We start from the raw sequence: 26,336 nt of genomic DNA, 5'->3' as shown, positions 1-26,336 counted from the left end.
TATTCAAACAATCTAAGTCTTGTTCAAACGCGCTGAGTTCCAAAGCCCGCGTGCTACTCCAGTATCATGCGGCCCTGGCTATCCTGGAGTGGGCGCAAATTAGGTTCACCTATCGCCTGTTGCAAGCTGGTCAGTTGCCCTTTGGCTATTTTCAATGGTTCTTTCATGATGATCCACTGTACGCCTTCGGTGCAAGGCGGCGATGTCAACGAGCCGGTATAGCGGTAATAAGCCGGTTTTGCGGGCATTAAATCTGCCGGGGTGATGCGGATAGCCAGTGCTTTGCTTTGCTCTTTTTCTTTCGGAATACTATTCAGCAGCGTCTCTATAGTGCTGTTGGCTGCGCCTTCTTCCAGCATCACGGCAATGATCACGCGATGCCCGGCTTTGTCTTCATGTACCATTTGCAGTTCTGCCGCATAGGATTTCTGTTTGATCTGGTGCTCGGAGGGCGCATGTACACTGATGTATTTCAGCTGGTATGGCTTTTGATCCAGCACCATCATGTTGCCGCTACCCGCATCTAGGATCAGGCTGTGATCTTTCAGCGCGATGTTTTTCAGCGGGAATTTCTGCAAACGTTTGATTGGCTTGAGTGCAGCGGTGATCGTATTGTCGACATTGATCGGCGATTGCTGGCTACCTGCGTTACACACCGCATAGTCAGGGTTGAGGCTGCCCCATTTTTCAGGGCCGCGCGCGCCACTATAGGCCCACGATTTATCTTCTTTATTGCCTTTTGCAGCTTTGTCTTTACCAGGCTCTGCCTCAGCCTTTTTAGTGGCCAGGTCTTTGGCTAGCGGATCCTTGACTAATGGATCTTTAGCTGCAGGTTTCTCAGTGGCCGGTTTTGCTGCGGGCGCACTCTTGTCATCTGCTTTTACGGCAGGTTTTTCTTCGGCAGGCGCTGTAGCTGCTGGCTCGGCCACGCTGTTAGTCGCGGCCGGTTTATCTTTATCACTGGCAACGGCGGGTTTGATTGGGTTGGCGGCACGGTTGGCGGCGGCTTCGGCACGCTGCTTTTCCTTGGCTTGCCATTTGCAGGCGTATTGTTGGGTGATCTCTACTTCGGAGTCAGGCAATGGCTCAATAAAATCGGCCTGCTTAAGTGTAGTGCCTGCAGAGTAGACCAATTCGCCCTGATCATACTGGAACACCTGGATGGTGGCGGCTTTGCGCTTGGCGCAATCAAAATACCATAAGGCTTTGGCGTGGTTGTACACGCGGTCTACTGATTCCACATTTTTCTGCGGCTCGCGGTAATCCACTTTCACCCAGGCTTTAATATAGGCTTTTTCTTCGACCAGCGACTGTTTATCGACCATCAACTGGTTGGCATCTGTTTTCTTGATCGACAGCCATTGCGCGGCATTGCAATGCACAGGCTGCAAGCAGGCGACAATCAGCAGGCTGGAAGCTAACCAGAAACGGAAGTAGGTGGGCGAAAACAGATAACGGCTCATAGTGCCATTATCGACAGCTGGCGCTGAATCTTTAGCTAAAAACGCAGCGTTTTTCGGCAAGGCTGATGCCAGCGCGGCTGGATGCCTGATGGGCGGTTAGTTCAGCTTACCAATGCTGAATCACCAGTTTCAGCCTGACATCCTGTTGTTGCAAGCGGGTGGTGAATGGCAGTGACTCGGAGAGGCCGTTCAGTGCTGTTGTCTGGTAATCCTCATATTCTATACGCCAGTCATCCTGTGTCAGTGTGGCGGGTTCACCACTGGCGAGATAGCTGGCCTGGTAAGGGCTGGCCGTATGCGGGATACCCAATATCCATTGGCTTAGGCCAGCCAGCGGCAACCGCCAGCCTAGCAGACGTTCGGTCAGGCTGGCGACATCGGCGGCATGGTGTTGTTTGCCACTCTGGTCTGTCAGCGTCACTGATTGGGCGGTGCGATGGATCAGCGCCACCTGCTGTCCCAGCGGGCTGAAGATCCGCATATGGTCTTCCTGACCTGTATGCTGCCACTCCAGCCGCGCGGTATAGCCTTTGCCGCTATATTGCACGGCCAGCTTGGCTTCGAGCGAAAACTGCTGCACAGCTGCCAGTGTTTGCATGCGTTGTTGCGCAGCGCTGTTGGCGGTCTGGCTCACCGGCGGTTTAGGCACAGTGCTGCAAGCAATCACGCTGCATGCGAGCATACAGGTCGCAGCTATTTTGCCCCAGACCTGGGGAATCGACAGGTGCAGCGTACGCATTACAGGTTGGATTTCAGTTTCTGCGCGGTGGAGGCCAGCACTTCGTTATCTGGATTGGCAGACAGGGCTCTGTCCAGGATGTCTTTGGCTTCTTCGCGCTGGCCCTGTTTCCATAATACCTCGGCCAGGTGGGCAGCAATTTCAGGGTCCTGCTGGATAGCGTAGGCACGGCGCAATTGCTCAGTGGCGTGGCCAATATCGCCCAGTCTGTAATAAACCCAGCCCAGGCTATCCATGATGTAATGATCTTCCGGGGAGAGCTTAGTCGCCGTTTCAATCAGGTTTTTGGCTTCTACCAGATTAATGTTGCGGTCAGCATACGAATAACCCAACGCATTATAGGCGGCAGCAAAGTCCGGTTTGAGTTTGATGACCTTATTTAAAGTATCTTCCATGACCTTGAAATTACCCACGCGCTCGGCATTCAGTGCGTAATCATATAAAAGCTCAGGGCTTTCCGGATATTTCTGCACGGCTTTTTCGAGCAAGGTATAGGCTTCGTCAGTGCGCTTGGCCTGGTTAAGCATCAGTGCCTGGTTTTGCACCAGTAATGTCTGCTGTTCGGCACTGAGCCCGTTGACGTTGTCCAGCATGGTGATTGCGGCATCGACACCATCGCGGCGGGAAATGATAGCCGCGGCGGCGAACCTGCCAGCCAGGAACTGTTCACCATCGCCAATTTTGTCAAACCATTGCAGGGCGCGCGCATCATCGTGCTGTTCTGCAGCAGAGCGGCCTAAATTAAAGTAAACCCTGTTTGGTTCCTTAAAGCCTACGTCCAGTGCATGTTGCAGATAACGGTCCGCAAACTCATATTCTTTCGCATCCAGTGCCAGTAAGCCAACAATGACGTTCATTTCCGGATTGTTCTGGTGTCTTTCTACCAGTTTGGTGAACTCGACTTTGGCATCGGCGGCGTTTTTCTGGATGAGCAAGGTGCGCGCCAATGCCAACCTGATCTGGTCAGCATCGGGATGTGATTCCAGGAACTCGCGATAGTAGGCAATGCCTTTTTGCGGGTCTTTCTCGCTCAGCATCTGGCCGCGGATTTGCGCCGGGGCTTCCCAGCCCGGGCGCAGTTTGGAAGCTTCTTTCAGCTCTTTTTCCATCAGGGCTTCATTGCGCGCAAAGTAGGCGGCCTGTGAGATGGCAAAATGGGCTTCTGGCAATTTCGGGTAAGGCTTTGCCAGGCGCTGTATGGTTTCCAACACACTGTTTTTGTCTGTGACACGCATCATCAGGCTGTTCAGTTCCATAAACGCCCCAGGGCGAATACGCTCATCAGTCAGCACTTTCTGGATCTTGGGCTCGGCTTTTTTCAGTTCACCATTGGCGATCAGCAACTGGCTGGCCGCTTGTGCTGCAGGCAATGAGTCCGGCACCAGTTCTGACCACAACTCTGCGGAAGGCAAAGCCAGTTGCGGCGCCCGTGCAATGGTCGCGGCCTGAGTAGCGCGTTCAGCAAGCAAAGGGTCGCGCGTCTGTTTGGCCAGATCCAGGAACAGCTGGCTGGCCAGCACAAACTCACCGCGCTGGGCGGCGACTTCACCAAGCAGGTATTTGTAGACGAATTCGGCAGTCGGTGTAGTCATTGTTGCAGTGGTGCTGGCAGACCAGACTGGAGTCGCCATTAACGCAAGCCACAGCGCCAACACCGGGCGGCGCAATAAGGTAGGTTTTAGCTTGGGATGGCGGGTTTGAGGCATACTGGATTCCTGTTTAATAAGTCTGGTAATGGCGGCTGCAGTGAGGGTCACGAAGCGGGTAAAAGTAAGGCTGAATTTTAGTTTAGTCCGTGACAGTTGCTGCAAGTTCATCCATAATGTGCGATTTGTAACTGAATTGTAATTGGCGTCTTGATGCAGGTAAAAACGTCGTGTATGTCACTATAACTTTTTGGTGAAAACTTTGTCTAGGAATTTACTTTGGGATTTATGGACTGGTATATAACCCAGCCGGTCATAAGTAGTCGTTCCGGGTATCTTCAGGTGAGTAAGTGTGTGGAAGAATTATGGCAAATTTGACAGTAGAAGCAATTGAATTGACCCGTCTTTATGGGGGGCGCGCGGCGGTGAGCGATGTGACTTTCAGCCTGCAACAGGGCCAGGTGCTAGGTTTTCTGGGCCCGAATGGCGCTGGTAAATCCACTACCATGAAAATGCTGACCGGTAATCTTGCACCGAGTGCCGGCAGCGTCAAAATCTGTGGTATCGATATGATAGAAAGCCCGAAAGAAGCCAAGGCTTTGATTGGCTACCTGCCTGAAATGCGCCCCTTATATAAAGAATTCACGGTTGATGAATACCTGACCATTGCGGCGCGCCTGCACAATGTCGCCAGCAAGCATGTTAAAAGGGCGGTTGAGCATGCGAAAGAGCGCTGTGGTTTGACGCATATGAGCAAGCGCCTGATCGAAAACCTGTCTAACGGTTACCAGCAGCGTGTGGGCATTGCCCAGGCTATTATTCATAACCCCATGGTTGTGATCCTCGATGAACCTACCGTAGGCCTGGATCCTATCCAGATCCGCGATATCCGCGCCCTGATCAAGGAGATCGGCCAGGAACATAGTGTCATTGTGTCTACCCATATCCTGCCGGAAGTCGAAATGGTCTGTGACCATGTGCAGATCATCGATAAAGGCAAACTGGTGTTCAATGGCGGTATTGATGTGCTCAAGCAGCAGCGTATCGGTAACAAGCTGCTGGTAGGCTTGCGTCAGGTGCCGGATGTTGCACAACTTTTGGCGATTGAAGGCGTGGCGGAAGCCGAGCCCGCAGATGGCTTATGGCGTATCCGCTTCCATGAAGGCAGCCAGCCGCACGAAGCGATCGTGCAGGCCGCAGTGAAACAAGGCTGGGGCTTGTATCATATCGCGCCTGACCAAACCAGCCTGGAAGATGTCTTCGTCCAGTTGACCTATCAAGACGCGACCACTTCTGCAGAACTGCCTAAAGCGGCGTAATGCAAGACCACTTAATGTTGAAAGACTTGTTGAAAGACCACCAATGTTGAATATTGCAAGAAAAGAACTGCAAAGCATGTTCGCTTCACCGATGGGGTGGATCATTCTGGCAGTCATCGCCGCCATGTTTGGTAATTACTTTGCCAATGGCGTCACTGACTACCTGGATGTCGCCTCCGGTGCCATCCGCCCGGCGGAGCGTTTTGGTATCACACAAGCGGTGTCGCAGAGTGTCTATGGTTCTGCGTCATTTATCATGTTGTTCGCCGTGCCCTTGCTTTCCATGCGGCTGATCGCTGAAGAGCGCCGCAGCCAGACCATGCCGTTTTTGTTCAGCTCACCGTTATCGATTACTGATATCGTGGTCGGCAAGTTTTTAGGTCTGATGGCGTTCCTGGCGACACTCATTCTGTATATAGGCCTGATGCTGTCCAGCCTGAATCTGTGGTCGGATATCGATTTTGGCTACATCATCGCTAACACCATAGGCCTGTTTTTGCTGGTGGGCAGTTTTTGTGCGTTAGGGATTTATTTTTCCAGCCTGACTTCCCAGCCTATCATCGCGGGCATCCTGAGCTTTATTTTTTCTTTTATCCTGATGATTTTAGGGCGTTTTTTCGCCAATGATCCTACCAATGTCGCGGGGCAGTTTTCTTTCTCTACGCATTTTCAGTCATTTGCCAGCGGGCTGATTGATACTGCAGACCTAGCCTTCTTTATATTGTTTATCGTGACATTTTTGACATTGACCATCCGTCGCCTGGATGCTGATCGTCTGCGCGGTTAACGCGCCCTGATTCTAAGTTTGAAAGCATTATGAAAATTAATCGTAAGTTAAGATTGCAGTTGCTGGCACAAAACTGGATGTTTGTGCTGGTGTTCCTGGCCCTGATCGTGATGCTGGGCTACCTCTCCAGCCAATATCGCTGGACACGGGATATCACTCAGGCAAACCGCAATATCCTGACCCAGGGCAGTGTCAATGTGCTCAAGCAGATGGAAGGTGATATCAATATTACCGTCTACGCCACCAAGGATGACGCCAGTAATGGAGATACTTTCCGCAAGGGCATGCTAGACTTCGTTGCGCGTTACCAGCGTGAAAAGAAAAACGTCTTCATTACCTTCGTCAATCCCTCCGAAGAGCCCAAGCTGGCGCAGGAAGCCGGTGTCAAGGTCGATGGAGAAACTATCGTTGAATACAACAAGCGTAGCGAGCATATCAACCCGCCGTTTGCCGAGCAGGAAATGACCAACTTGCTGGTGCGTCTGTCACGCACCAATAACCAGCCGGTCATGTATCTGGATGGGCATGGTGAACGCTTGCTGCAAGGCGTGAAGAATCACGACCTGGGCGAGTTTGGCAAACAGCTGGAAAGCAAAGGCTTTAAATTTGCCAACCCTGATCTGACCATTGCACAACAAGTGCCGGCCAACGGCTCCATGCTGGTGATCGCTGCGCCGCAGGTCGATGTGAGTGCAGTAGAAGCCAAAAAAATCAAAGCCTATATCGAGGCCGGTGGCAACGTACTTTGGTTGCTGGATGATGACAACCTGCGTGGTTTGCAGGAAGTTGCTGATTACCTGGGCATTAAAGTGTCGCAAGGCATGGTGGTAGACCGCACGGCTGAACAATACGGCGCTGACCCTAAGATGTCATTCGCCAACAGGTATGGCGACCACCCGATCACGCGTAACTTTATGTTGCGTACCGTGTTCCCTGAAGCACATGAAGTCGATGGCCACGCGTCAGACGACCTGGGCTGGAAAGTAGGGCGCCTGATTGATGTGGCACAAAACGGCTGGCTGGAATCAGACAAGATTCCTGCCGGGGCTCAGAACCTGAAAGTCAGTTTTGACCATGGCAAGGATAAACCAGGCCCTATCAATATCGGCGTGGCTCTGGAACGTCAATATGGCAAAAAAGGCCAGCGTGTGGTGGTGATCGGTAATGCCAACTTCCTGGCGAACACCTTTATCACCAATGGCGGTAACCTCGATCTGGGCATCAATATCATCAACTGGCTGGCGGGCGATGACCGCCTGATCACTATCCAGCCGATGCCATTGAAAGATATCAATATTAATATCCCTTCCGGCTCGATTGCCGCGCTGATTGTGGGGTATGGCACGCAATATGTCTTGCCGGTCATTATTCTGATTGCGGGCATGTTCTTGTGGTGGAAACGTCGCAAAGCCTGAGTTTGAGTTATTAAAGTCGTATCGCGGACGGAGTTGCCTGCAATGAAAAAAAGATGGATATTGAACTTGTTGCTGCTGGCAGTGGTGGTCGGAATTGCGCTTTTCCTGCATTTCAAGCCAGCAGAAAAAGCAGTCAGCGCCAGGTTTGAGGTGTCTACGCTCAAAATGGCCGATGCTGATACGTTGAAGATTGAATTCCCCGCCAAGGCACCGACTATTTTTGAGCGGCAGAATGCTTACTGGATGATGCGTAAGCCGTATGCCGCCCGCGCAGACCAGATGTCTGTCCAGCGAGCCCTATCTGTGATTGCCGCGACCAGCGCCGCCAGATTGCCATTGCAGGATGCTGCCAAATATGGGCTGGATCAACCGGAGTTAAAAGTGACTTTGTCAGGCAAGCAAGGCGAGCAAGTGTTTATTTTTGGCACGCACAATCCGGTGACAGAAGAACAATATGTGGGTTATGCGGGTAATGTGTTTTTGCTGGCAGGGCAATATAGCGAAGCGGCGGCGACACAACCGATCGAGATGATAGATAAAAGCCCGCTCTCTCCGTCAGAACGCAAGCAGCTAGCAGGCTTTGACCTCGCGCATCTGGAGCAATGGGAAGAGAATGCGCTAAAGGTGCAACTGGCTAGCGATGGCAAATGGTCGGCCAATGACCCTAAAGCCAAGCCGACCCAGAATGAGATGAATGAGTGGCTGGATTTTACCTGGGCCCAAGCGCAGGCCACGTCTGTTGAAGTGTATACGCCGGATCGTAAACAAACTTATCCTTCATTCGAAGTCGTGTTGCGCGACGGCAAAAAAGTACACTTTGATAAAATCCAGGAGTCGCCGGAATACCTGCTGGCACGCCCGGATGAAGGCATTATTTATCACTTCCCCAATGATGTCGGCTTTACCATGGTTAACCCGCCGGTCAATATCCAGGCACCCAAGAGCAAATAACCGCCATGCCTGAATTACCCGAGGTAGAGGTCACCCGCCTGGGCTTGTTGCCGGTTCAGGGCGCGCGCATACGCGAGGTGACTATCCGCCATCATGGCCTGCGCTGGCCGATTCCCGCCGATCTGCCACAGCATCTGCAAGGTCAGCGCGTATTGCAGCTAACGCGAAGGGCCAAATATATCCTGATCGAGGTTGGCGACAGCACCCGCAAAGGCGTGTTGTTGCTGCATTTAGGCATGTCTGGCCGGCTGTGCCTGCTGGAGCGCTACTTTCCGCACGAGAAGCATGACCATGTCGATATCGCGTTTGAAGACGGTCGTGTGATCCGCCTGCGCGACCCACGGCGCTTTGGCGCGGTATTATGGCTGGATCAGGAACCTTCGCAGCACCCTTTACTGAGTAGCCTGGGGCCGGAACCGCTGGATGATGCATTCGATAGCGAATATTTGTTTCAACAGTTACGCTCACGCAATGCTGCAATCAAACCGACCATCATGGATGCGCATATCGTGGTCGGTGTCGGGAATATTTATGCCAGCGAGTCCTTATTCCGCGCGCGTATCCACCCGGAAACACCTTCGAAGCAACTGACATTATTGCAATGCCAGTTACTGGTGGCAGAAATCAAGGCGACATTGCACGCGGCATTAGCCGCCGGGGGTAGCAGTTTGCGGGATTTTTTTGGTGCAGATGGCAACCCTGGTTATTTCCAGCAGACGTATTATGTCTATGGTCGCACAGGAGAGCCTTGCCGGGTCTGTGGGCAGCTGATCCGCACTATCCGTTTGGGTCAGCGCTCCACTTTTTACTGCGCGAGCTGTCAGCCTCGCACAGTGGCTTAACGCTAACTTTCCTCAACCAGCCTGCAACAGGCCGGATGTGTTATCCGTCTCGCCATCAGGCTTGATGCAGTTGCGTCCGGCATGTTTGGCTTCATACAGGTGATGGTCTGCACGTTCTACCACCTGTGCAAACGCTTCACTTTGCTGCATCTCAGCCAAACCGGCACTGATGGTCACTCTGACCACCTGGTTATTAAAGTGAAATTGCAGGCCAGCCACTGCGGCGCGGATGATTTCTGTGATGCCGCGGGCACGGTCAATATCGCAACCTGACAGTAGCAGCAGGAATTCCTCACCGCCCCAGCGGCACACAATATCTTCCTCACGCACATGAGATTTGATCAATTGCGCAATACGGGTCAACACCAGGTCGCCTGCCTGATGGCCATAAGTGTCATTGATCAGCTTGAAAAGGTCGATATCCAGCAGGACTAAAGACAACGGTTCGTCACGGCGTTTGCAGCGTGCAACCGCCTGTTTGAAATAAAACTCAAATACCTGGCGGCTGGTGGCACCCGTCAGTTTATCCTGCGTTGCCATCGCTTCCAGTCTTTCATGGTAGCCACGCACTGCAAAATGCGCCAGCAACAAGACGATCACGCTGATCACCAAGGCCACGGTCATGTTGATGATAAACGCCTTTTCAATACGCTCTGAACTCGGGTCATTGACCTGTTCCACGATCAGATACCAGTCAAACTCGGGCACCAGCCGGCTGTTGAGGTAGAGCGTGCTGCCATTATTGGTTTGAAATGAAAATGAGGCGCTGGGTGAAGTCAGGATTTTGACAAACGCTTTATCCAGTGCCGCCTTGTTTTTGTCGTGCAGCTCGGAATGATACTGACTGCTGCGCAGCATGACCTCGCCCTGACGGTTCACAAAGTAAATTTCGCGGCCATAGCGTTTCTGGTAGTTTTCTATCAGTTCAACCACTGATTGCAACGCCAGCCCGACCCCGATGATGCCGATAAAATTGCCGGATTTATCCTCAATGCGGTAATTGACGAAAATGCTTAAACGGCGCTGGTCAGCGGTATCGTGATCAATATTAATTACATACGGATTAGGGGATTTTTTTGCCTCGAAATACCAGCTCTCATCTTCATTGGCTTCTGAGACTTTTTTAAGCACACCTGAAGGGTGATAATAAAACCTGGATTTTTCAGAGATAAAGAAGGCGGTGATGGTGTTATATTTTTTCTGGATCTGGGCCAGATAGCTGGTCATCTTGCTGGCGTCTTTTTCGCCACTGTTGACCCAGTCAAACACAAATACATCATTCGCCATCAGTGAAGAAATCAGCAGGGGCTGCAATAAATCACGCTGGATCTCTGAGTAGATATTGTCGCTGGTGAGTGGCAGCATCTCTTGCTGCAGACGCTCAGTCAGTGAGTCTTTGGCGACAAAGTAACCGATCAGGCTAGTCGCCAGAAAGCCCGTCAATACAATGACGCTAAGAAGGATGGTGTAAAACCGCTTGTTAACTACCATAAGTTTCTTGCTGAGTGAAAAAAACAATCCCGGGCATTATCGCGAATGCCATACTTTTTTGTTAACTGGAACAATCACTGCTTTAAACGGTTATTCATCAATTGGTCATTTAAAAGTGATTAAAGTTTAATGCTGTGTTGAGATTCATGTTATTCCGTATGCCTGCGTGAAGCATGTTCATGCAAGTACCCATGCGGTGGCTGCGGGCTGCCGCCCAGCTTTTGCGGCAGCAATGAGCCTATTACCATTGCCACCGCGCTGACCAGTAACCCCAGCAGCTGTGCCGGGACCAGGCTTTCTTCACCGACCATGACTTCAACCAGTATCCAGCTGCCTATGCCTAAAATAATGGCTGCCAGTGCGCCCTGGCTGGTTGCGCGCTTCCAGAATGCGCCAAATATCAATGGCACAAATGCACCAGCCAGCGTGATCTTGTAGGCGCTTTCTACCATGCCAAAAATGGAGAGTTCAGAATTCAGTGCATAAAACAGCACCATGCCGGCAAAGCCGACCAGGCACAGCCGCATGACGCGCAGGAAGGCGTGGTCATTCATCTCGGGTACAAAGCCCTTGATCACGTTTTCGGCAAAAGTCACTGAAGGTGCCAGCAGCGTCGCCGATGAGCAACTCATGATCGCCGACAGCACCGCGCCAAAGAAAATCGCCTGTGCCAGCAATGGCGTGTGGGTGAGCACTAGCGTTGGTAACACGCGTTGCGAGTCGGTTTCAACCAGTGCGCCAAAGGTAGCCGGGTCGATCAAGGTCGCTGCATAGGCAATAAACATGGGCACAAAGGTGAAACAGAAATAAATGCTCGCGCCGAGCAGGGAACCCCACAAGGCGATATTGGCAGTCTTGGCCGAGGTGATGCGCTGAAAAACATCTTGCTGCGGAATCGAGCCCAGCATCATGGTCAGCCAGCCGCCGAGAAAAGTCAGCCAGACGCTCCAGTTGGTCGATTGCGGGAAAAAATGCAGTTTTCCGGCATTGCGCGCGTGCTCAATCACTGGCGCAACGCCGCCGGTCTGGCCTGAGACGATGCTGGCAATGTAGAGCAGGCCGCCAATGACAACGATCATCTGTACGAAATCGAGGATGGCGACGGACAGCATGCCGCCCAGCGTGGTGTAGGTGAGCACAATCGCTGTACCTACAATCATGCCGGTCGGTTCTGAAATATAGCCATTGCTGATCAGGTTAAAGATCAGCCCTAGCGCCTTGATTTGTGCGGCTACCCAGCCCATGTAAGACACCACGATCGCGATGGTGGTGAGTATCTCTACCGTGCGGTTATAACGCATGCGGTAAAAGTCGCCCAGCGTGAGGATATTCAGTTTGTACAGGCGGCTGGAAAAGAAAATGCCCGCCAGGATCAGGCACATGCTTGAGCCGAACGGGTCGGCGGCAATGCCAGTCAAGCCTTCGCGCACAAAAGTCGCAGAGACGCCAAACACGGCTTCGGCGCCAAACCAGGTGGCAAATACGGTCGCCGTGACTACGGGCAGCGGTAAATGGCGGCCGGCGATCGCATAATCTTTGGTGCTGTGGACGTTTCTGGCAGCGACCAGGCCGATCCCGATAGAGACCAGTAAATACGCCATGACAAACCAGATCAACACTGTCCGTTTCCCTTAAAGCCGTTGCAAACGGCAGATTTTAAAACAAAAGTTATTGATTGATAACGTTTCTTTTTGGCAGGAAATAAAAAAGCCTGAATTCCAGGCTTTTTTACCATGCAGGACACAGGCCTATACAGGGCACCAGCTATGTCATCCAAAACAGAATCAGGCTACTCAATTGCAACACCACTAATGCCGCAATGGCAATGCCTAACCATTTTTGCCATTGGGATTGTTTTTGCTGGGTGGCCAGCAGGGTATCAATATAGGTTTGCTGTTTTGCGAACTCACTCTGGTTACGCAAATACTGCTCGAATAACCGGGGTATCTCAGCCGCGTGCGCGAGTACATAGGGCAGTTCATGTTTGGCCGATTTGATCAATCTGCGCCAGCCTATCTGTTCGCTCATCCAGCGCTTGAGGAAGGGCTTGGCGCTGTGCCACAAATCGATATTAGGGTCCAGCTCGCGCCCCATGCCTTCAATGTTGAGCAGGGTTTTTTGCAGCATGATCAGCTGTGGCTGGATATTGACACCAAAACGGCGCGACATCTGGAACAGGCTGAGCAGGGTGCGGCCAAAAGAAATATCCTTGAGCGGCTTCTCGAAGATAGGCTCACAAATGGCGCGGATCGCAGTTTCCAGCGCTTCGACATTGGTATCCGCCGGTACCCAGCCTGACTCGATATGCGCTACCGCGACATCACGGTAATCACGGTTGAAAAACGCCAGGAAATTACGCGCCAGGTAATACTGGTCTGTAGGCGACAGGCTGCCCATGATGCCAAAATCCAGCGCAATAAACTTGCCCTTGTCCGGCCCTTCGGTGACTACCTGGATATTGCCAGGATGCATATCGGCATGGAAAAAACCATCGCGGAACACCTGGGTAAAGAAGATCTCAACGCCTTCATGTGCGAGTTGCGTGAGGTTGATGCCAGCGGCTTTCAGCGCATGCGTATCCCGCACTGGCGTGCCGAACATGCGTTGCATGGTCATCACCTGTTTGCGCGAATAATCCCAATAGACAACTGGCACCAGCAGGCGTTTGTCGCTGAAATTGCGGCCCAGTTGCGAGCACTGCGCCGCTTCCAGTGTCAGGTCGAGTTCATGCTCGGTGTGTCGCGCAAATTCTTCCACCATTTCATCCGGTTTCAGGCGGCGGCCTTCACTGGAAAGTTTTTTCACCCACCAGGCGATGGTACGCAACAACGCGATATCTCTATGGATAATCGCTGCAATGCCAGGGCGCAATACTTTGACAGCCACCTGTTCACCACTATGCAGCGTGGCAAAATGCACTTGCGCAACTGAGGCGCTGGCGACCGGCACCGGGTCAAATTCGGCATAAGTACTATTCAGTGGCGCATTGAATGCTTCAATTAAGATCGCCTCGACCTGGCTAAACGCAAATGGCGGCACCTGGTCTTGCAGTTTGGTCAGTTCGTCCGCGACATCAGGCGGTAGCAGGTCGCGGCGGGTAGACAGCATCTGGCCGAATTTAACAAAGATAGGCCCTAGTGTTTCCAGCGCCAGCCTTAACCTGATCGCACGTTGTTGCGGCGCACTACGCCAGAAAAACAGCAGGTTTAGCAGGCGCGGCAATAGATTGGACTTGTCTTCGCGTACAAAAAAAATGTCCAGCCGATACCAGATAAACACACCGATAATATGAAAGAAACGAAACCAGTGCATGTTTATCGGCTTTCTGAAGAAGGGGCGTTTGCCAGCAACTTGTCGACACGCGATTGCAGGCGGTCAGTATCTTCACGCAGCCGGTCTACCGACTGGTTAAACTGTTCTATGCTGGTTTTTTTGGCGATCAGCGGCTGTTCTTCCTGCCAGTATTCCACCAGCATCTCTCCCAGGTTTTTGGCATTGGCCTGCAAGCGTTTGAATTTTTCCTGGCCGAGCTCCACTACCTGGTAGGCGGCGATATCGCCGACCACTTTGCTTAAATCGCCTTCTACATCCCAACGCACGGCAGACAGTATTTTGCCGACTTCAATGCCTAATGCCACATCGCCCTCGATTTTGATCAGGCTGGCCGCCAGCGGGTCTTTGCGCATCAAGCGCATGGCCAGGCTGGGCGGTAAATGGATGGTGGCATCCGCCGTGGCAGAGTCAGCGGCAACGGCCAGTTCGCCATTGGGCAGAATGGTCAGGTTGACTTGTGCGACCTTGAAATCAAAACCCAGGGTCTGGTTGGCGTAAGGTTGCAGCAACGGCGCCGTCCAGTCGTTTTGCTGCATCAGGTGCTGCAACACAAATTGAATCAATGGTTTAAACATAGAATTAGAGTTTAATGCCTTTGTGTAAGGCCACCACGCCTGCGGTCAGGTTGTAATAATCCACTTTGGCAAACCCTGCGTCATGCATCATTTGCTTCAGGGTTTCCTGGTCCGGGTGCATGCGTATGCTTTCCGCCAGGTAACGATAGCTGGACTCGTCATTGGCGATCCATTTTCCCAGCTTGGGTAGCAGTTTGAAGGAGTAGGTATCGTACAGTTTCTCCAGCGGCTGCCAGACCTTGGAAAACTCCAGCACCAGCAGGCGTCCGCCCGGTTTCAGCACGCGCTGCATTTCACGCAGGGCATTGTCTTTATGCGTCATGTTGCGCAAACCGAATGCCACGATGACGCAGTTAAATGATTCATCGGCAAAGGGCAGGGTTTCAGCGTTACATTGTGCGGCTGGCACCGTCAGGCCGGCATCTATCATGCGGTCGCGGCCCACGCCCAGCATGGAGGCATTGATATCTGTCAGAATGACCTGGCCGGGGTTGTGTGCCGACTGCGTGCCGACTTTTTTCGCAAACAGGCTGGATAAATCGCCACTGCCACCGGCAATATCCAGTACCTTGTCACCCTGGCCCACGCCGCTGACATCGACTGCAAACCGCTTCCACACACGGTGTAACCCTGCCGACATGACGTCATTCATGATGTTGTATTTTTGCGCGACCGAATGGAATACTTCGCCGACTTTCTTTTGCTTGTCGTGCTCAGCCACGGTCTCGAAACCGAAGTGGGTGGTTTTTTGCTGTTCTGGCGTGTCTTGCATGCTTATGTTTCCTTGCGCGGCTGACCGGCGATGGTCAGTTTGGTGATGTAGTCCTGCCACAGGCTTTCATAGTGCTGGGCCAGGTAGTACAAATAATCCCATGAATACAGGCCTGTATCATGACCGTCATCAAATATCAGCTTAATGGCATATCTGCCCACTGGTTCGATGCCGCTGATGTTGACAAGTTCTTTGCCTATCTGCAGGACTTCCTGCCCGGCGCCATGACCACGCACCTCTGCAGAAGGCGAGTAAACCCGCAAAAACTCGCAGGAGAGCATGCACTCGGTTTGGTTATCGAAATGAATTTCCAGCAAACGCGAGCCCTGATGCAGCTGGATCAGGGTAGGGATGGGGGAATCTGGGAGAAGACCACTCATAAGATTGAAGAAAGTCGTGTTTCAGGCCGTTAATGACTAATGCGCATGATAGCAGATGACAACCGCCTACGCATAAATGCGTATAAAGCTGATCTTATGGTTGATAATTCATTTTATTTATGAATTAATGGCTATACCTACATGATTTATTTGAACTTTTCTAAAATCGTGATAGATTAGCAAAAAACAGGCAATCCTAAGTAGGTTACCGAATAACTATTAAGCAGGTCCTATGGAAAATAACAGACTGGCACAACAATTTGATTTGTATACACGCTGGCGTGAAACAATTGCTGATGTACTGGGGGAGTATCGGCGCTGGTTGGCCGATAAGCAGCTTAGCGATGTGCAACTTGAAGAACGTATTCAGCATCAGCTTAACCGCTTACGCGAAGATAAGCTGAATGTCGCATTTGTAGCCGAATTTTCACGCGGTAAATCCGAGCTTATCAACGCCATTTTCTTTTCTGATTATGGCCATCGGTTATTACCTTCTGGCGCCGGGCGCACCACTATGTGTCCCACCGAATTGCGCTATGACACGGGTAAACCAGTCAGCCTGTCGCTGTTACCTATCGAAAGCAGCGCCAACCAGATTTCCATCAGTGAATACCGCCGCATGCCGCAGGCGTGGTCTGTCATTGAATTTGATGCCCACTCACGCGAGAGCATGGTGGAAGCGTTTAAAGAAGTCAGCCGCACCCGTCGCGTCACCCGCGAAGAAGCGCAAACACTGGGTTTATACCACCCCGATCATCCTGACGATTTAATGTTGATCGGGCAGGATGGCCTGATGGAGATTCCTTGCTGGCGCTATGCCGTGATCAACTTTCCGCACGCCTTGCTCAAGCAAGGCCTAGTGATTCTCGATACCCCGGGATTGAACGCCATAGGTGCTGAACCGGAACTGACCATGAGCATGCTACCGAATGCGCATGCGGTCCTGTTTATCCTGGGGGCCGATACCGGTGTCACCAAATCTGAAATGGAAGTCTGGCGCCGTTATATCAGTGGTGCCCGCTGGAAGCAAAAAGGGCGTATCGCCGTACTCAATAAAATCGACGGCTTGTGGGACCCGCTGAAAACAGAAGACGAGATCCAGACCGAGCTGCACAAACAGTTGCAGACCACAGCCGAATTGCTAGGCCTGTCGCGTGACCAGATTTTACCCACCTCGGCGCAAAAAGGTTTGTTGGCTAAAGTGACTGGTGATCACCAGTTGCTGGCGAAAAGCCGCTTACTGCAACTGGAAAAAAACCTTTCTGATGAGCTGATTCCTGCCAAGCAGGAAATTGTGCGCGAAAGCATCCATAGCGAAATTGAAGATATGGTGTTGCAAACGCGCGGCATCCTGGAAACCCGTTTGCAAAGCGTGCTGGATCAGACTGAAGAACTGCGCTGCCTGCAAGGCAAGAATGAAGATGTGATTGCGCAAATGATGCGCAAGGTCAAACAGGATAAAGTCAATTTTGAAGTAGGGTTGCAGCGCTACCAGGCCTTACGCAGCGTGTTCTCGGTGCAGTCCAGCCAGTTGTTTCATCATTTGGGCATGCCGGCACTGAAAAACAAAGTGCGCGAAACACGCGACAGCATGATGAAGGCATCGTTTACCAAAACCATGCGCCAGGCGATGGATGATTTTTTCAGCGACCTGAAACGCCGCATGATGGAAGCCGATGTGCATGTGCATGAAATCAAGAAAATGATGGAAGCCATGTATGAGAAATTCTCAAAAGAGCATGGCCTGCTACAAAAGACGCCACCGCCATTCTCGACTTCGCGTTATCTCAAGGCACTGAATAAACTCGAAACCATTTACCGCGATCAGTTCAATACCACTTTCAATATGATCGCGCATGAAAAATTCACCCTCACCAGCAAGTTTTTTGAAACCCTGGCCAGCCACGTGATCCTTGAATATGAAGCGGCTAACCGCGATGCCGAAAGCTGGTTGAAAGCAGTGATTGCGCCTATGGAAAGCCAGATGCGTGAGCACCATGTGCAACTCAAGCGCCGTGTGGAAAGTATTAAACGGATTTACCAGGCGACCGATACGCTGGAAGAGCGGATTGCCGATCTGGAGCAGGTGGAGTTAACTATCCGCCAGCAACTGGCGGAACTGGATCAACTCAATGGTAAAGCGCTGCTCGCCTTGCAACATGAAGAAGTGATTGTGCAGGCAGCTTAATTAAGGATAAATAATGCGGAAAAAGAAACGGGTGCCTGGGCACCCGTTTTTATTGCTATTACTTGCTTTCCAGCATGTAGGTCTTGATTTTCTGCATCGCTTTTTGCTCAATCTGGCGGATACGTTCGGCAGAAACGTTGAACTCAGCAGCCAGTTCGTGCAGGGTTGAGACATCGCCCTCAGTCAACCAGCGCGCCTGCAATACACGGCGGCTACGCTCATCCAGCTGCTGCAAAGCCGCACTCAAGCCCTCAGTCTGCATATGCTCGGTCTGCAGTGTTTCCAGCAAAACAGAAGGCTCAGGACCTTCATCCTGCAGGTAAGCAATCGGGCTATACATCTCTTCGCCGTCATCATCCACCTGCGCGTCTAATGGAATCTCCTGACCGTTCAGGCGATACTCCATCTCGACCACTTCTTCAGGTTTCACATTCAACTCGGTGGCAATCCTATGCACATCGTCCGGGCTTAATGTCTCAAAGCCTTGCTTCATGCTGCGCAAATTGAAGAACAGCTTGCGTTGTGCTTTAGTGGTCGCAGTTTTCACCAGGCGCCAGTTACGCACAATATATTCATGGATCTCGGCTTTGATCCAGTGCATGGCAAACGAAACCAGGCGCACGCCGCGCTCAGGGTCAAAACGTTTCACTGCCTTCATCAGGCCAATGTTGCCCTCCTGGATTAGGTCGGCTTGCGGCAGACCATAGCCGCTGTAACCACGCGCGATGCTGGCCACCAGGCGCAAATGCGACACGATCAACGCACGTGCAGACTCCAAATCACCAGTCTTATTCAGGTTGGTGGCATGGCTGTATTCTTCTTCAGGCGTCAAAATTGGAAACTGCTTAATGGTGCGCAGGTATTTATCCAGGCTATCCGCGGATGAAACAACAGGTATAGTCAAAGCGTTAATGGTAAAGCTCCTTGTGAAAGAAGAGGTTTAAACTAATTTTAGCACTCATGGAGTGAGAGTGCTAGCCTGAAAAAAAGTTCATGTTACCTTAATTGAGTTAGATACAGACCCCGTGGGAAAATCACAGTACCGCATGAGCAAGTTTGCCTATATCACCAAGTGCAGGTGAGTTGGGGGTGCAGCGTTAAAATAAGTCGTTTAATGGATGGCCTGTTTGTAATCGGACAGGTTTTATTTCAGTGCTAAAAGTGGAGAAATTGCCCCATTTTTATTTGCTGGGTATTGAACTAACGTTCTACTTTTGTCCTATGTAATGTTTCGATTGGACACTCACCAAATAGCTCACGATAGTAGCGGGAAAAGAGACTCAAATGTACAAATCCCCATTTGGATGCCACATTTGCAATACTTGAAATCTCATCGGGATGCGAAATGAGTTCTAATCTGACTTTTTGAAGTTTTAAGTTTCTAATATAAGTGAGTGGCGTAACACCCAGTGCACGCGCAAACGCCTGATTCAACGTCCTGGGCCTGATGCGTAAGATTTCACACAGCTCTTCGATTTTCATAGAAAAACCACTGTTCGCCAATGTGATATCCCTGACTCGATTAACAATATATCTGGGTATGCGGTAATCATAATAATGGCGATGAATGTTGGTGTTTGCATGAATCAATGCATTCATACAGGAGGACAAAAGGTCTTCCTCAAAACTGGCCCAGATTGCATTTGATTGATTGATGTCAGTGCTTTCTAAAGTGGATTGAAGTCCGTACCACAGCGTTCTGAGTAGCCGGGCAGCAATATCAGGAGGCAATAACTCCACTGGTTTAAGGCGTTGAATGGTTTCTTCAAGCTCAAAATCCTCTATTTTCTTGGCAAAACTCTCTAACCGATTTGCAGGAATGACGGCTGCAATGATTCCTGAAGTCGAAGAGGTTCTGAAATAAAGCTCAGCATTCTTATCTAACGTTAGAAGTGAGTTCTTCTGAATAGATAAGTGCCCCCAAATTGACTCACCATCTACGATGGTAGGGAGGCCAATGACGTAACAGTCACGTGGCGCGCTGGCAATTTGATCTACTGCGCGGTTCATTGTTTCAGTAAATATCTGAATGCCGTTGTGATGAATGCTGTTGATGGCTCCAGTAAATAACCCCTTGCCTAGTTGCGTATATTGCTGCGACCAAAAGGGCAAGGCTTCTGCCTGCTCCAAAACGTCAGCGGTTTTACGCTGAATGACATTGAAGCCTGAGCTGACTGGAAATTCAGCGTTCTCAAGTAGTGCATTTAACCCCATAGCTGTGCTCCTGTTTCTCATCGCCCTTCATCATTTCGAATATTCACTATCTCAAAATTTCAGGGTGCGGATTTGTTAGCTAGTTTTTGTTTTTATATGGGAGATCGTTTTTGCGATGTCCCTAGCAGGGCTAAATTAACTTGGAAAGATATCCCTTCGCAATACTTCTTAAGTATTAAGCCTTAGGAGGGATGGTAAAAAACGGCATGAGGTAGTAAAAATCCGCATCACAATTTCTGAATTGAACCAAAAGTTAATGGCATGCGGGTTCTTTCTATGTTTCTGAAGTCGCCGTAGGTATTGTCGAATTGCGGCAATTGACTATTTATTTGCTGGATACATACGAAATAGTTGGGGCTTTGATAAAAGATTAAGTGAATAGGCATAATAAAAAACGGGTGAGTATTCAGATAGGTGCAACTCAGAGTAGTAGACATATTCAACGAAATTAAAACAAAAAATCTTTGATAGTAGCCACACCTTTTAAGTATCGGCCAGTAATAAATTATTACTAGAAATATGAAAAGCGATTTGAAAGGGAGTATATGGAAAAGAGTAAGAAGGTAATCGTCTGTAGCTTATTCCTAACTTTTGGGGGAATTTCAACAGCAGTGGCTGAAGAGGTCGTTCAGCGTGAAAATGAAAATAAGGGTGAGTTAAAAAGTTCGCCGCACCATTGGTCATTAACTACTGGTCTCTATAGTGACTATTTGTTCCGTGGCTTGTCATTCGCAAAACACGGTCAGTTTTATGGAAGCATTGATTACTCACATGACAGTGGGCTGTATGCCGGATTTGGTTATGGCACTGTCCATAAAGATGCGGTTTACGGCAATACTTATGAAACGGATTACTACGTTGGCTGGAGGAAAGAAATTACTCCGGACTTTGCGCTCACTGGTGAGATATTTAATTTTACCTACCCGCAAGGATATACATTCAATGGTCAAAACTCCGATGTTGTGGAGTTGATTTTGAAAGCCGATTATAAAGGCTTGAATGTTAAATACTACAGGGCCTTGACTGACTGGTTCGGCTATAACACAGCCTCGCTTGGTACCACTGAATACAGAGGTAAGCTGGTTGGTCACGGGGATTCAAAAGGAACAAACTACATAGATATCAATTACACCGACAAAATACCTAATACTGATACTAACTACCACCTGCATATCGGACGCCAGGTTGTCGAAAACTATAGCGTTGCTGATTACGTAGATATGTCGGTAGGTATTAGTCGCAGCTTCGAATTTGCTGGTTCAAAAGGGTGGAATACAGGCCTGAGCTATATCCATTCCAATACCAAAAAAGGATGGTATGTAGATGCTTCAGGTGATGATCTTGATAAAAGTAGATTCTTTTTCTATGTGCGACATACATTCTAAACACGCAATATAAATAGTTCATACGACTATTTCCCTGGCCTCCTGCACGCTCCACTCAATCTCAGCGCAGGAGGCTCTTTTTTCAGTGCTTCCTTTGCGGCTTAACACCTGAAGTCGAACACCCCGTCTACAAGATTTTTCCTGACCATTGCTGGGTTTGCAATGGCTATGATTTCATATTGCATATCTATAGACCATTGTTTTTTATAGCATATTTATTCAAGGTTTATGAAATATGCTTCTTAGTGAGTACCCCTTAGGTGTAATTGTCGGTTCATTTTGAACGCGATTTAATACAAACACTTTTCAAGTAACCCCCTAAGGAGAACTGCAATGAGTAAACCGTTTCAATTCAAAAAATCAGCTGTTAAAGATGATCAACCATCAATGAATGTGCCAAATGTACCCGCATTCCTGGGCGATACTTTTGTTTCTCAAGACAAAGACAAAACGATCTGTGCAGGTTTCTTTCATCTGCATGCAGGTAAGGAATTAGTTTATTCATATGACTATGAAGAAATGAAGATCGTTGTTGAAGGCACTTTCATTATTTCTGATGACACTGGTCAAAAAGTAACTGCAACCGTTGGTGATGTATTGTATTTCCCGGCAGGTAGCAATATTACTTTCAGCACGCCAGACAAAGCAGTTGGCTTCTTCACAGGTCAACGCGCGCCTCTGTAATTCAGTCTTTCAGTAATACCTCCAAAAACCGGCATTCCACGCAATTGATCATTGTGTGGAATGTTGCATTTCAGCCTGGCCAGAATGGCTTTTCAAGATGCGGTATGTGTCACCCGGGAGCTAATCCTTATGGAGTAATCCTTAGTGGCAATTGTTTTAAGTACTCTTACGCTTGAGAATTAAACTTCAAGTTCGTTACACAATCTCATTCCCCTATATCCGAGTTGGACTTGAATTTTTAGAGGGGGTGATGGAAGTTGCCCCCTCCCATTTTTTGGTAGTCATGGGATTAAAGAGAGATCACTGATTAAAGACTTGTTGCCGCCTATCACTTTAACTATGAAAAGAGCATTATCTTGAATTCACCAACACCTTTCCCTATTGAGGATGTTCAAAACCTGGCGGATGTGCGTCAGTTGGCAATCAATAAGGTAGGAATCAAGGCGATCAGGCATCCTGTTAAAGTCAAAGATAAAACCGGAGATGCGCAAGGTACGATCGCAACGCTTAATATGTATGTGCATTTACCTGAGCATCTCAAAGGTACGCACATGTCTAGATTCATTGAAATCCTGAATAGCAATGTGCGTGAGATATCAATAGAAAACTTCTATCTGATACTCCACGAGATGGCTTTGAGACTTGAGGCTAAGTCAGGTTACATCGAAATGCATTTTCCCTATTTTGTGAATAAGACAGCGCCAATATCCGGTGTGAAAAGTCTGCTGGATTATGAAGTCACTTTTATCGGAGAAATCACGGAAACCGGCCATGATGTCAAAGTGAAGGTGCTGATACCCGTCACTAGTTTATGCCCTTGCTCTAAGAAAATATCGGCCTATGGCGCGCATAACCAAAGGTCTCACGTGACCGTCACGGTTTCTTTTAATCAGGGTATGTGGGTCGAAGATGTGATTCGCGTAGTTGAAAAGGAGGCTTCGTCTGAGCTTTTTGGGTTGCTGAAAAGACCTGACGAAAAGTACGTCACAGAATTGGCTTATGACAACCCGAAATTTGTGGAGGATATGGTCAGAGACATTGCTTCTGCGTTTTATAAAGAAAAGCGCATCAAGGATTTTATTGTTGAATGTGAAAACTTCGAATCTATTCACAATCACTCAGCATACGCCTGTATCGCAAGTAGCGACCTCTAAGAGCAGATCATGAATAGTCCAGTCAGCACGACCTTGTTATCGCAACCCGCTGCAGTGAAGACTTCAGTCGTTTATAAAAAAACAAAGAAGATCATTAGCCCAATAAGTGAAATCATCGAAGAGATAAGATTGGGGCGTATGGTTGTTCTGCTTGATGATGAAGATAGGGAAAATGAAGGCGATCTGGTCATGGCGGCGCAACATGTGAGCGCTGATGCCATTAACTTCATGTCTAAACATGGGCGTGGATTGATTTGTTTAACCATCACGGCAGAACGCGGCAAGCAGCTGAACCTGAGCCCTATGGTTTCCCGAAACGGCACCAAGATGGGCACAAATTTCACAGCCTCCATCGAAGCTGCACATGGCGTCTCCACGGGTATTTCTGCCGCAGACCGGGCACATACCATTCAGACGGCAGTGCATGTCAATGCACGGGCTCTGGATATTGTGAGCCCCGGCCATGTTTTCCCATTGATTGCAGAGACTGGAGGCGTGCTCGTGCGTGCAGGCCATACTGAAGCCGGATGTGACATTGCGCGACTGGCAAAGTTAGACCCTTCTGCGGTTATCTGCGAAATACTTAAAGACAATGGTGAAATGGCTCGCTTACCTGATCTTTTAGATTTTGCGGCTAAATTCGATCTTAAAGTTGGGACGATTGCTGATCTCATTAATTACAGAAGCCAGAATGAATGTCTGGTCTCACGTGTGGCTGAGCGTTCAATTGAAACGCCTTATGGTCCCTTCCAGCTAATAGCGTACCAGGAGTCACTTGCCAATGCATTGCATTTGGCATTAGTCCGAGGCACAGTCAATGTAAACAAAAGTATATTGGTGCGTGTGCATGAGCCTCTTTCCATACTGGATCTATTAGACGCAAGTAGCAAAAACCATAGCTGGAGTTTGCAAGATGCTATGCGCAAAATTAGCCAGGAAGGTGACGGCGTCATAGTGATGTTAAGGCGTGAAGAGAAAAGTGGAGATGTGATCAATGCAATTAACTCGGCAGACAATCCTGTTAACAACCGCCATACGCTCAAAGATTATGGCATTGGTGCACAAATACTTCGAGATTTGGGAGTACTGAATATGCGGTTGATGACCGAGCCGCGCAAGATACCTAGCATGTCTGGTTTTGGTTTGACGGTGACTGATTTCGTCGCAGTAGGCAACTGATATCAAGCTGTAGTATCTTTAACGTGAGGGTTGTTAACACTCAAAAAACGCACAGGCTTCATATGCTTTTAATCGGCATCACCAAGCTGGCTACCATAAGAAAACTCGGATAGTAAATGTGAATCCATACCCGCCCGAAAAAGCAACGACATCAGACTCATCCGGCAATGGCTTCGCCGCTAAAACAGGGCTACATAGAGGCATAGGCTGGAAAGGGGCGTTCTGGATCGCGAGTGGCGCGCCGGGGCTGGTGTTATTCACGATTGGAGCGGTGGCAGCTACAGTCGGAAAACCAGCATGGATAGTCTGGTTGCTTTCAATTGGGTTTGGCTTTATTCAGGCGTTTACCTATGCGGAAATTGCCGGGATGTTTCCTCATAAATCCGGAGGCCTTTCTATTCACAGCTCTGTAGCGTGGATGAGGTACAGCAAATTCATTGCCACCTTGAATGTATGGTGTAACTGGGCGGCTTGGTCTCCCGTATTGGCCATCGGGTCTGGGCTGGCAGCTGGTTACTCACTCAGCATTTTGTATGATGCAAACTCGCTGATTAATACCTGGCAAATCACGCTACTTGATCTTGGTATGATCAAATCGGGCCTTAGTTTAAGAATCAATGCCACTTTCATTTTAGGGGCGACGTTTTTACTATTGGTATTTGCAGTCCAGCATGGTGGCATACTCAGGTCTGTTAACACGACGATGATTTTGGGGTTGATCGCATTGGTCCCACTTATCTTGATTGGATTAATACCCCTGATCACTGGTGACGTCGCGCAAGATCATTTTTTTCCATTTCTTCCACTTGCGTATGACATTGATGGAAATGTGATTGAAGGCAACTGGGATATAGAAGGCTGGAAGTTAATGGCCGGTGGCTTATTCGTCGCTGCATGGTCCTCTTATGGTTTTGAGACGGCGCTGTGTTATACCCGTGAATTCAAAAATCCTAAAACCGACACCTATAAAGCCATTATTTATTCAGGGTTACTTTGCATTGTCGTATTCACTTTGGTACCAATCGCTTTCCAGAGTCATTTGGGTTTGGGGGAGCTGGTGGTGCCTGCAGTAGTGGACGATGCTGGTGAGGTGAAGTCACCTGCAATCTATGATGGGATGCTGGCCGCCAATATTTATAAAGGTACAGGCGTTGCAAATGCACTCTCATCAATCGTGGGTGGTGGTGCAGTGATAGGTAACATCATTGTGGTGATGCTGATACTCACATTACTGCTTGCGATTATGACGACCATGTCTGGCTCGTCTCGAACGCTATATCAAGCATCGGTAGATGGCCTTTTGCCAAAATACCTTTCCGTGGTGAATGAAAGCGGGTCTCCCACGAGAGCCATGTGGACAGACCTTTCATATAACCTGATCCTGCTCATGATGTCGGATTACGTATTCGTTCTGGCGGCGTCCAATGTGGCGTACATCATCTATCACTTTCTGGTACTGAATTCCGCATGGATTCATCGCATGGATAGGCCGCATTGGGATAGACCGTACAAGACCCCGATGATTTTATTAGTAATGGGTGTTCTGCTTGGGTTCTTAAACCTAGCGATCATGGGAATGGGGACAGAGATTTGGGGCGAAGGGACTTTGAAAACCGGTTTGTTCTTTTCTTCGCTGATCGTTCCGCTATTTATCTATCGGCACTATTTTGAAGACAAAGGCGTATTTCCGTCACAGCTGATCAGCGATATGCAACCTCAGATCAGCCGGCCCGCCTATACGAAATATCTTGAGTACATGCCATATCTTAGCATTGCGGCCGCCATTATCCTGGTCTGGTATACAGATCATATTTAAGCT

22 protein-coding genes are annotated in these 26,336 nt (G+C 49.5%); 11 read left to right on the top strand and 11 right to left on the bottom strand.

All coding sequences use genetic code 11. The features are described 5' to 3' along the window. Positions 1-53: 53 nt before the first annotated feature. Genes ACTS9Y_RS02505 through ACTS9Y_RS02495 form a run of 3 tightly spaced genes read right to left on the bottom strand, consistent with a single transcriptional unit; the run spans position 54 to position 3,908 of the window. Positions 54-1,523, bottom strand: coding sequence for a surface-adhesin E family protein (locus ACTS9Y_RS02505; RefSeq protein ID WP_442584438.1), 1,470 nt, complete (start codon positions 1,521-1,523; stop codon positions 54-56). Between the two features lie 46 nt (positions 1,524-1,569). Further along, a complete protein-coding gene (lolB, locus tag ACTS9Y_RS02500; RefSeq protein WP_442584437.1) occupies positions 1,570-2,202 on the bottom strand; it encodes a lipoprotein insertase outer membrane protein LolB in 633 nt (210 codons plus the stop codon). Next, the gene (locus ACTS9Y_RS02495; protein WP_442584436.1) at positions 2,202-3,908 is read right to left on the bottom strand and encodes a tetratricopeptide repeat protein; all 1,707 of its coding nucleotides are present in this window, start codon (positions 3,906-3,908) and stop codon (positions 2,202-2,204) included. Before ACTS9Y_RS02495 ends, lolB begins: the two co-directional genes overlap by 1 nt. A gap of 305 nt (positions 3,909-4,213) precedes the next feature. On the opposite strand from ACTS9Y_RS02495, the gene ACTS9Y_RS02490 reads away from it, so the two are divergent. The 5 genes from ACTS9Y_RS02490 to mutM are packed head-to-tail and all read left to right on the top strand — an operon-like array spanning position 4,214 to position 9,162. Continuing rightward, positions 4,214-5,167, top strand: coding sequence for an ATP-binding cassette domain-containing protein (locus ACTS9Y_RS02490; protein ID WP_442584435.1), 954 nt, complete (start codon positions 4,214-4,216; stop codon positions 5,165-5,167). Positions 5,168-5,210: 43 nt separating this feature from the next. After that, positions 5,211-5,954, top strand: a complete 744-nt coding sequence (locus ACTS9Y_RS02485) for an ABC transporter permease (protein ID WP_442584434.1) — start codon at positions 5,211-5,213, stop codon at positions 5,952-5,954. A gap of 29 nt (positions 5,955-5,983) precedes the next feature. Beyond that, positions 5,984-7,369, top strand: coding sequence for a GldG family protein (locus tag ACTS9Y_RS02480; protein WP_442584433.1), 1,386 nt, complete (start codon positions 5,984-5,986; stop codon positions 7,367-7,369). A 42-nt stretch (positions 7,370-7,411) separates the two neighbouring features. Beyond that, positions 7,412-8,320, top strand: coding sequence for a DUF4340 domain-containing protein (locus ACTS9Y_RS02475; protein WP_442584432.1), 909 nt, complete (start codon positions 7,412-7,414; stop codon positions 8,318-8,320). 5 nt (positions 8,321-8,325) lie between these two features. Beyond that, positions 8,326-9,162 (top strand): bifunctional DNA-formamidopyrimidine glycosylase/DNA-(apurinic or apyrimidinic site) lyase, encoded by an 837-nt coding sequence (gene mutM / locus ACTS9Y_RS02470; protein ID WP_442584431.1) that lies wholly within the window; start codon positions 8,326-8,328, stop codon positions 9,160-9,162. 12 nt (positions 9,163-9,174) lie between these two features. Here the strand turns inward: mutM and ACTS9Y_RS02465 are convergent, their stop codons facing one another. The 6 genes from ACTS9Y_RS02465 to ACTS9Y_RS02440 all read right to left on the bottom strand — a co-directional run bounded on the left by ACTS9Y_RS02465 (position 9,175) and on the right by ACTS9Y_RS02440 (position 15,713). After that, positions 9,175-10,653 (bottom strand): sensor domain-containing diguanylate cyclase, encoded by a 1,479-nt coding sequence (locus tag ACTS9Y_RS02465; RefSeq protein WP_442584430.1) that lies wholly within the window; start codon positions 10,651-10,653, stop codon positions 9,175-9,177. A 149-nt stretch (positions 10,654-10,802) separates the two neighbouring features. Further along, a complete protein-coding gene (locus ACTS9Y_RS02460; RefSeq protein ID WP_442584429.1) occupies positions 10,803-12,272 on the bottom strand; it encodes a sodium:solute symporter family protein in 1,470 nt (489 codons plus the stop codon). Positions 12,273-12,417: 145 nt separating this feature from the next. Beyond that, positions 12,418-13,965 (bottom strand): ubiquinone biosynthesis regulatory protein kinase UbiB, encoded by a 1,548-nt coding sequence (gene ubiB / locus ACTS9Y_RS02455; RefSeq protein ID WP_442584428.1) that lies wholly within the window; start codon positions 13,963-13,965, stop codon positions 12,418-12,420. 2 nt (positions 13,966-13,967) lie between these two features. Beyond that, a complete protein-coding gene (locus ACTS9Y_RS02450; protein ID WP_442584427.1) occupies positions 13,968-14,561 on the bottom strand; it encodes a ubiquinone biosynthesis accessory factor UbiJ in 594 nt (197 codons plus the stop codon). A 4-nt stretch (positions 14,562-14,565) separates the two neighbouring features. Next, a complete protein-coding gene (gene ubiE / locus ACTS9Y_RS02445; RefSeq protein ID WP_442584426.1) occupies positions 14,566-15,333 on the bottom strand; it encodes a bifunctional demethylmenaquinone methyltransferase/2-methoxy-6-polyprenyl-1,4-benzoquinol methylase UbiE in 768 nt (255 codons plus the stop codon). A gap of 2 nt (positions 15,334-15,335) precedes the next feature. Next, complete coding sequence (locus ACTS9Y_RS02440; protein ID WP_442584425.1) at positions 15,336-15,713, bottom strand: gamma-butyrobetaine hydroxylase-like domain-containing protein; 378 nt, start codon at positions 15,711-15,713, stop codon at positions 15,336-15,338. 232 nt (positions 15,714-15,945) lie between these two features. On the opposite strand from ACTS9Y_RS02440, the gene ACTS9Y_RS02435 reads away from it, so the two are divergent. Next, positions 15,946-17,901, top strand: a complete 1,956-nt coding sequence (locus ACTS9Y_RS02435) for a dynamin family protein (protein WP_442584424.1) — start codon at positions 15,946-15,948, stop codon at positions 17,899-17,901. A 58-nt stretch (positions 17,902-17,959) separates the two neighbouring features. On the opposite strand, the gene rpoH is transcribed toward ACTS9Y_RS02435, so the two are convergent. Both rpoH and ACTS9Y_RS02425 read right to left on the bottom strand, forming a co-directional pair. Continuing rightward, positions 17,960-18,805, bottom strand: a complete 846-nt coding sequence (rpoH, locus tag ACTS9Y_RS02430; protein ID WP_442584423.1) for an RNA polymerase sigma factor RpoH — start codon at positions 18,803-18,805, stop codon at positions 17,960-17,962. Positions 18,806-19,101: 296 nt separating this feature from the next. Beyond that, positions 19,102-20,115 (bottom strand): helix-turn-helix domain-containing protein, encoded by a 1,014-nt coding sequence (locus tag ACTS9Y_RS02425; protein WP_442584422.1) that lies wholly within the window; start codon positions 20,113-20,115, stop codon positions 19,102-19,104. 545 nt (positions 20,116-20,660) lie between these two features. On the opposite strand from ACTS9Y_RS02425, the gene ACTS9Y_RS02420 reads away from it, so the two are divergent. The 5 genes from ACTS9Y_RS02420 to ACTS9Y_RS02400 all read left to right on the top strand — a co-directional run bounded on the left by ACTS9Y_RS02420 (position 20,661) and on the right by ACTS9Y_RS02400 (position 26,333). Then, positions 20,661-21,500: a TorF family putative porin gene (locus ACTS9Y_RS02420; RefSeq protein WP_442584421.1), complete on the top strand. Its 840-nt coding sequence runs from the start codon at positions 20,661-20,663 to the stop codon at positions 21,498-21,500. A gap of 333 nt (positions 21,501-21,833) precedes the next feature. Further along, positions 21,834-22,184, top strand: a complete 351-nt coding sequence (locus ACTS9Y_RS02415; protein WP_442584420.1) for a cupin domain-containing protein — start codon at positions 21,834-21,836, stop codon at positions 22,182-22,184. A gap of 356 nt (positions 22,185-22,540) precedes the next feature. Further along, positions 22,541-23,338, top strand: a complete 798-nt coding sequence (gene folE2 / locus ACTS9Y_RS02410) for a GTP cyclohydrolase FolE2 (protein WP_442584419.1) — start codon at positions 22,541-22,543, stop codon at positions 23,336-23,338. A 9-nt stretch (positions 23,339-23,347) separates the two neighbouring features. Next, the gene (ribBA, locus tag ACTS9Y_RS02405) at positions 23,348-24,517 is read left to right on the top strand and encodes a bifunctional 3,4-dihydroxy-2-butanone-4-phosphate synthase/GTP cyclohydrolase II (RefSeq protein ID WP_442584418.1); all 1,170 of its coding nucleotides are present in this window, start codon (positions 23,348-23,350) and stop codon (positions 24,515-24,517) included. 118 nt (positions 24,518-24,635) lie between these two features. Continuing rightward, entirely contained in the window at positions 24,636-26,333 is a 1,698-nt protein-coding gene (locus ACTS9Y_RS02400; protein WP_442584417.1) for an APC family permease, read from the top strand. Positions 26,334-26,336: the final 3 nt, after the last annotated feature.

It is taken from the genome of Methylophilus sp., from assembly GCF_052173275.1.
Taxonomy (GTDB): Bacteria; Pseudomonadota; Gammaproteobacteria; order Burkholderiales; family Methylophilaceae; genus Methylophilus.
Note: the sequence above shows the minus strand (reverse complement) of the source record. Positions and strands in the feature narration are given on the sequence as shown.

Excerpts from the sequence above, each read along its gene's own strand:
- ACTS9Y_RS02475 (WP_442584432.1), top strand. The coding sequence starts at position 7,412 with ATGAAAAAAAGATGGATATTGAACTTGTTGCTGCTGGCAGTGGTGGTC.
- ACTS9Y_RS02425 (WP_442584422.1), bottom strand. The coding sequence starts at position 20,115 with ATGGGGTTAAATGCACTACTTGAGAACGCTGAATTTCCAGTCAGCTCA.
- ACTS9Y_RS02440 (WP_442584425.1), bottom strand. The coding sequence starts at position 15,713 with ATGAGTGGTCTTCTCCCAGATTCCCCCATCCCTACCCTGATCCAGCTG.
- ACTS9Y_RS02480 (WP_442584433.1), top strand. The coding sequence starts at position 5,984 with ATGAAAATTAATCGTAAGTTAAGATTGCAGTTGCTGGCACAAAACTGG.
- ribBA (WP_442584418.1), top strand. The coding sequence starts at position 23,348 with ATGAATAGTCCAGTCAGCACGACCTTGTTATCGCAACCCGCTGCAGTG.
- ubiE (WP_442584426.1), bottom strand. The coding sequence starts at position 15,333 with ATGCAAGACACGCCAGAACAGCAAAAAACCACCCACTTCGGTTTCGAG.
- ACTS9Y_RS02415 (WP_442584420.1), top strand. The coding sequence starts at position 21,834 with ATGAGTAAACCGTTTCAATTCAAAAAATCAGCTGTTAAAGATGATCAA.
- ACTS9Y_RS02450 (WP_442584427.1), bottom strand. The coding sequence starts at position 14,561 with ATGTTTAAACCATTGATTCAATTTGTGTTGCAGCACCTGATGCAGCAA.
- ACTS9Y_RS02420 (WP_442584421.1), top strand. The coding sequence starts at position 20,661 with ATGGAAAAGAGTAAGAAGGTAATCGTCTGTAGCTTATTCCTAACTTTT.
- ACTS9Y_RS02495 (WP_442584436.1), bottom strand. The coding sequence starts at position 3,908 with ATGCCTCAAACCCGCCATCCCAAGCTAAAACCTACCTTATTGCGCCGC.
- lolB (WP_442584437.1), bottom strand. The coding sequence starts at position 2,202 with ATGCGTACGCTGCACCTGTCGATTCCCCAGGTCTGGGGCAAAATAGCT.
- ACTS9Y_RS02435 (WP_442584424.1), top strand. The coding sequence starts at position 15,946 with ATGGAAAATAACAGACTGGCACAACAATTTGATTTGTATACACGCTGG.
- ACTS9Y_RS02485 (WP_442584434.1), top strand. The coding sequence starts at position 5,211 with ATGTTGAATATTGCAAGAAAAGAACTGCAAAGCATGTTCGCTTCACCG.
- ACTS9Y_RS02465 (WP_442584430.1), bottom strand. The coding sequence starts at position 10,653 with ATGGTAGTTAACAAGCGGTTTTACACCATCCTTCTTAGCGTCATTGTA.
- ACTS9Y_RS02490 (WP_442584435.1), top strand. The coding sequence starts at position 4,214 with ATGGCAAATTTGACAGTAGAAGCAATTGAATTGACCCGTCTTTATGGG.
- mutM (WP_442584431.1), top strand. The coding sequence starts at position 8,326 with ATGCCTGAATTACCCGAGGTAGAGGTCACCCGCCTGGGCTTGTTGCCG.
- ubiB (WP_442584428.1), bottom strand. The coding sequence starts at position 13,965 with ATGCACTGGTTTCGTTTCTTTCATATTATCGGTGTGTTTATCTGGTAT.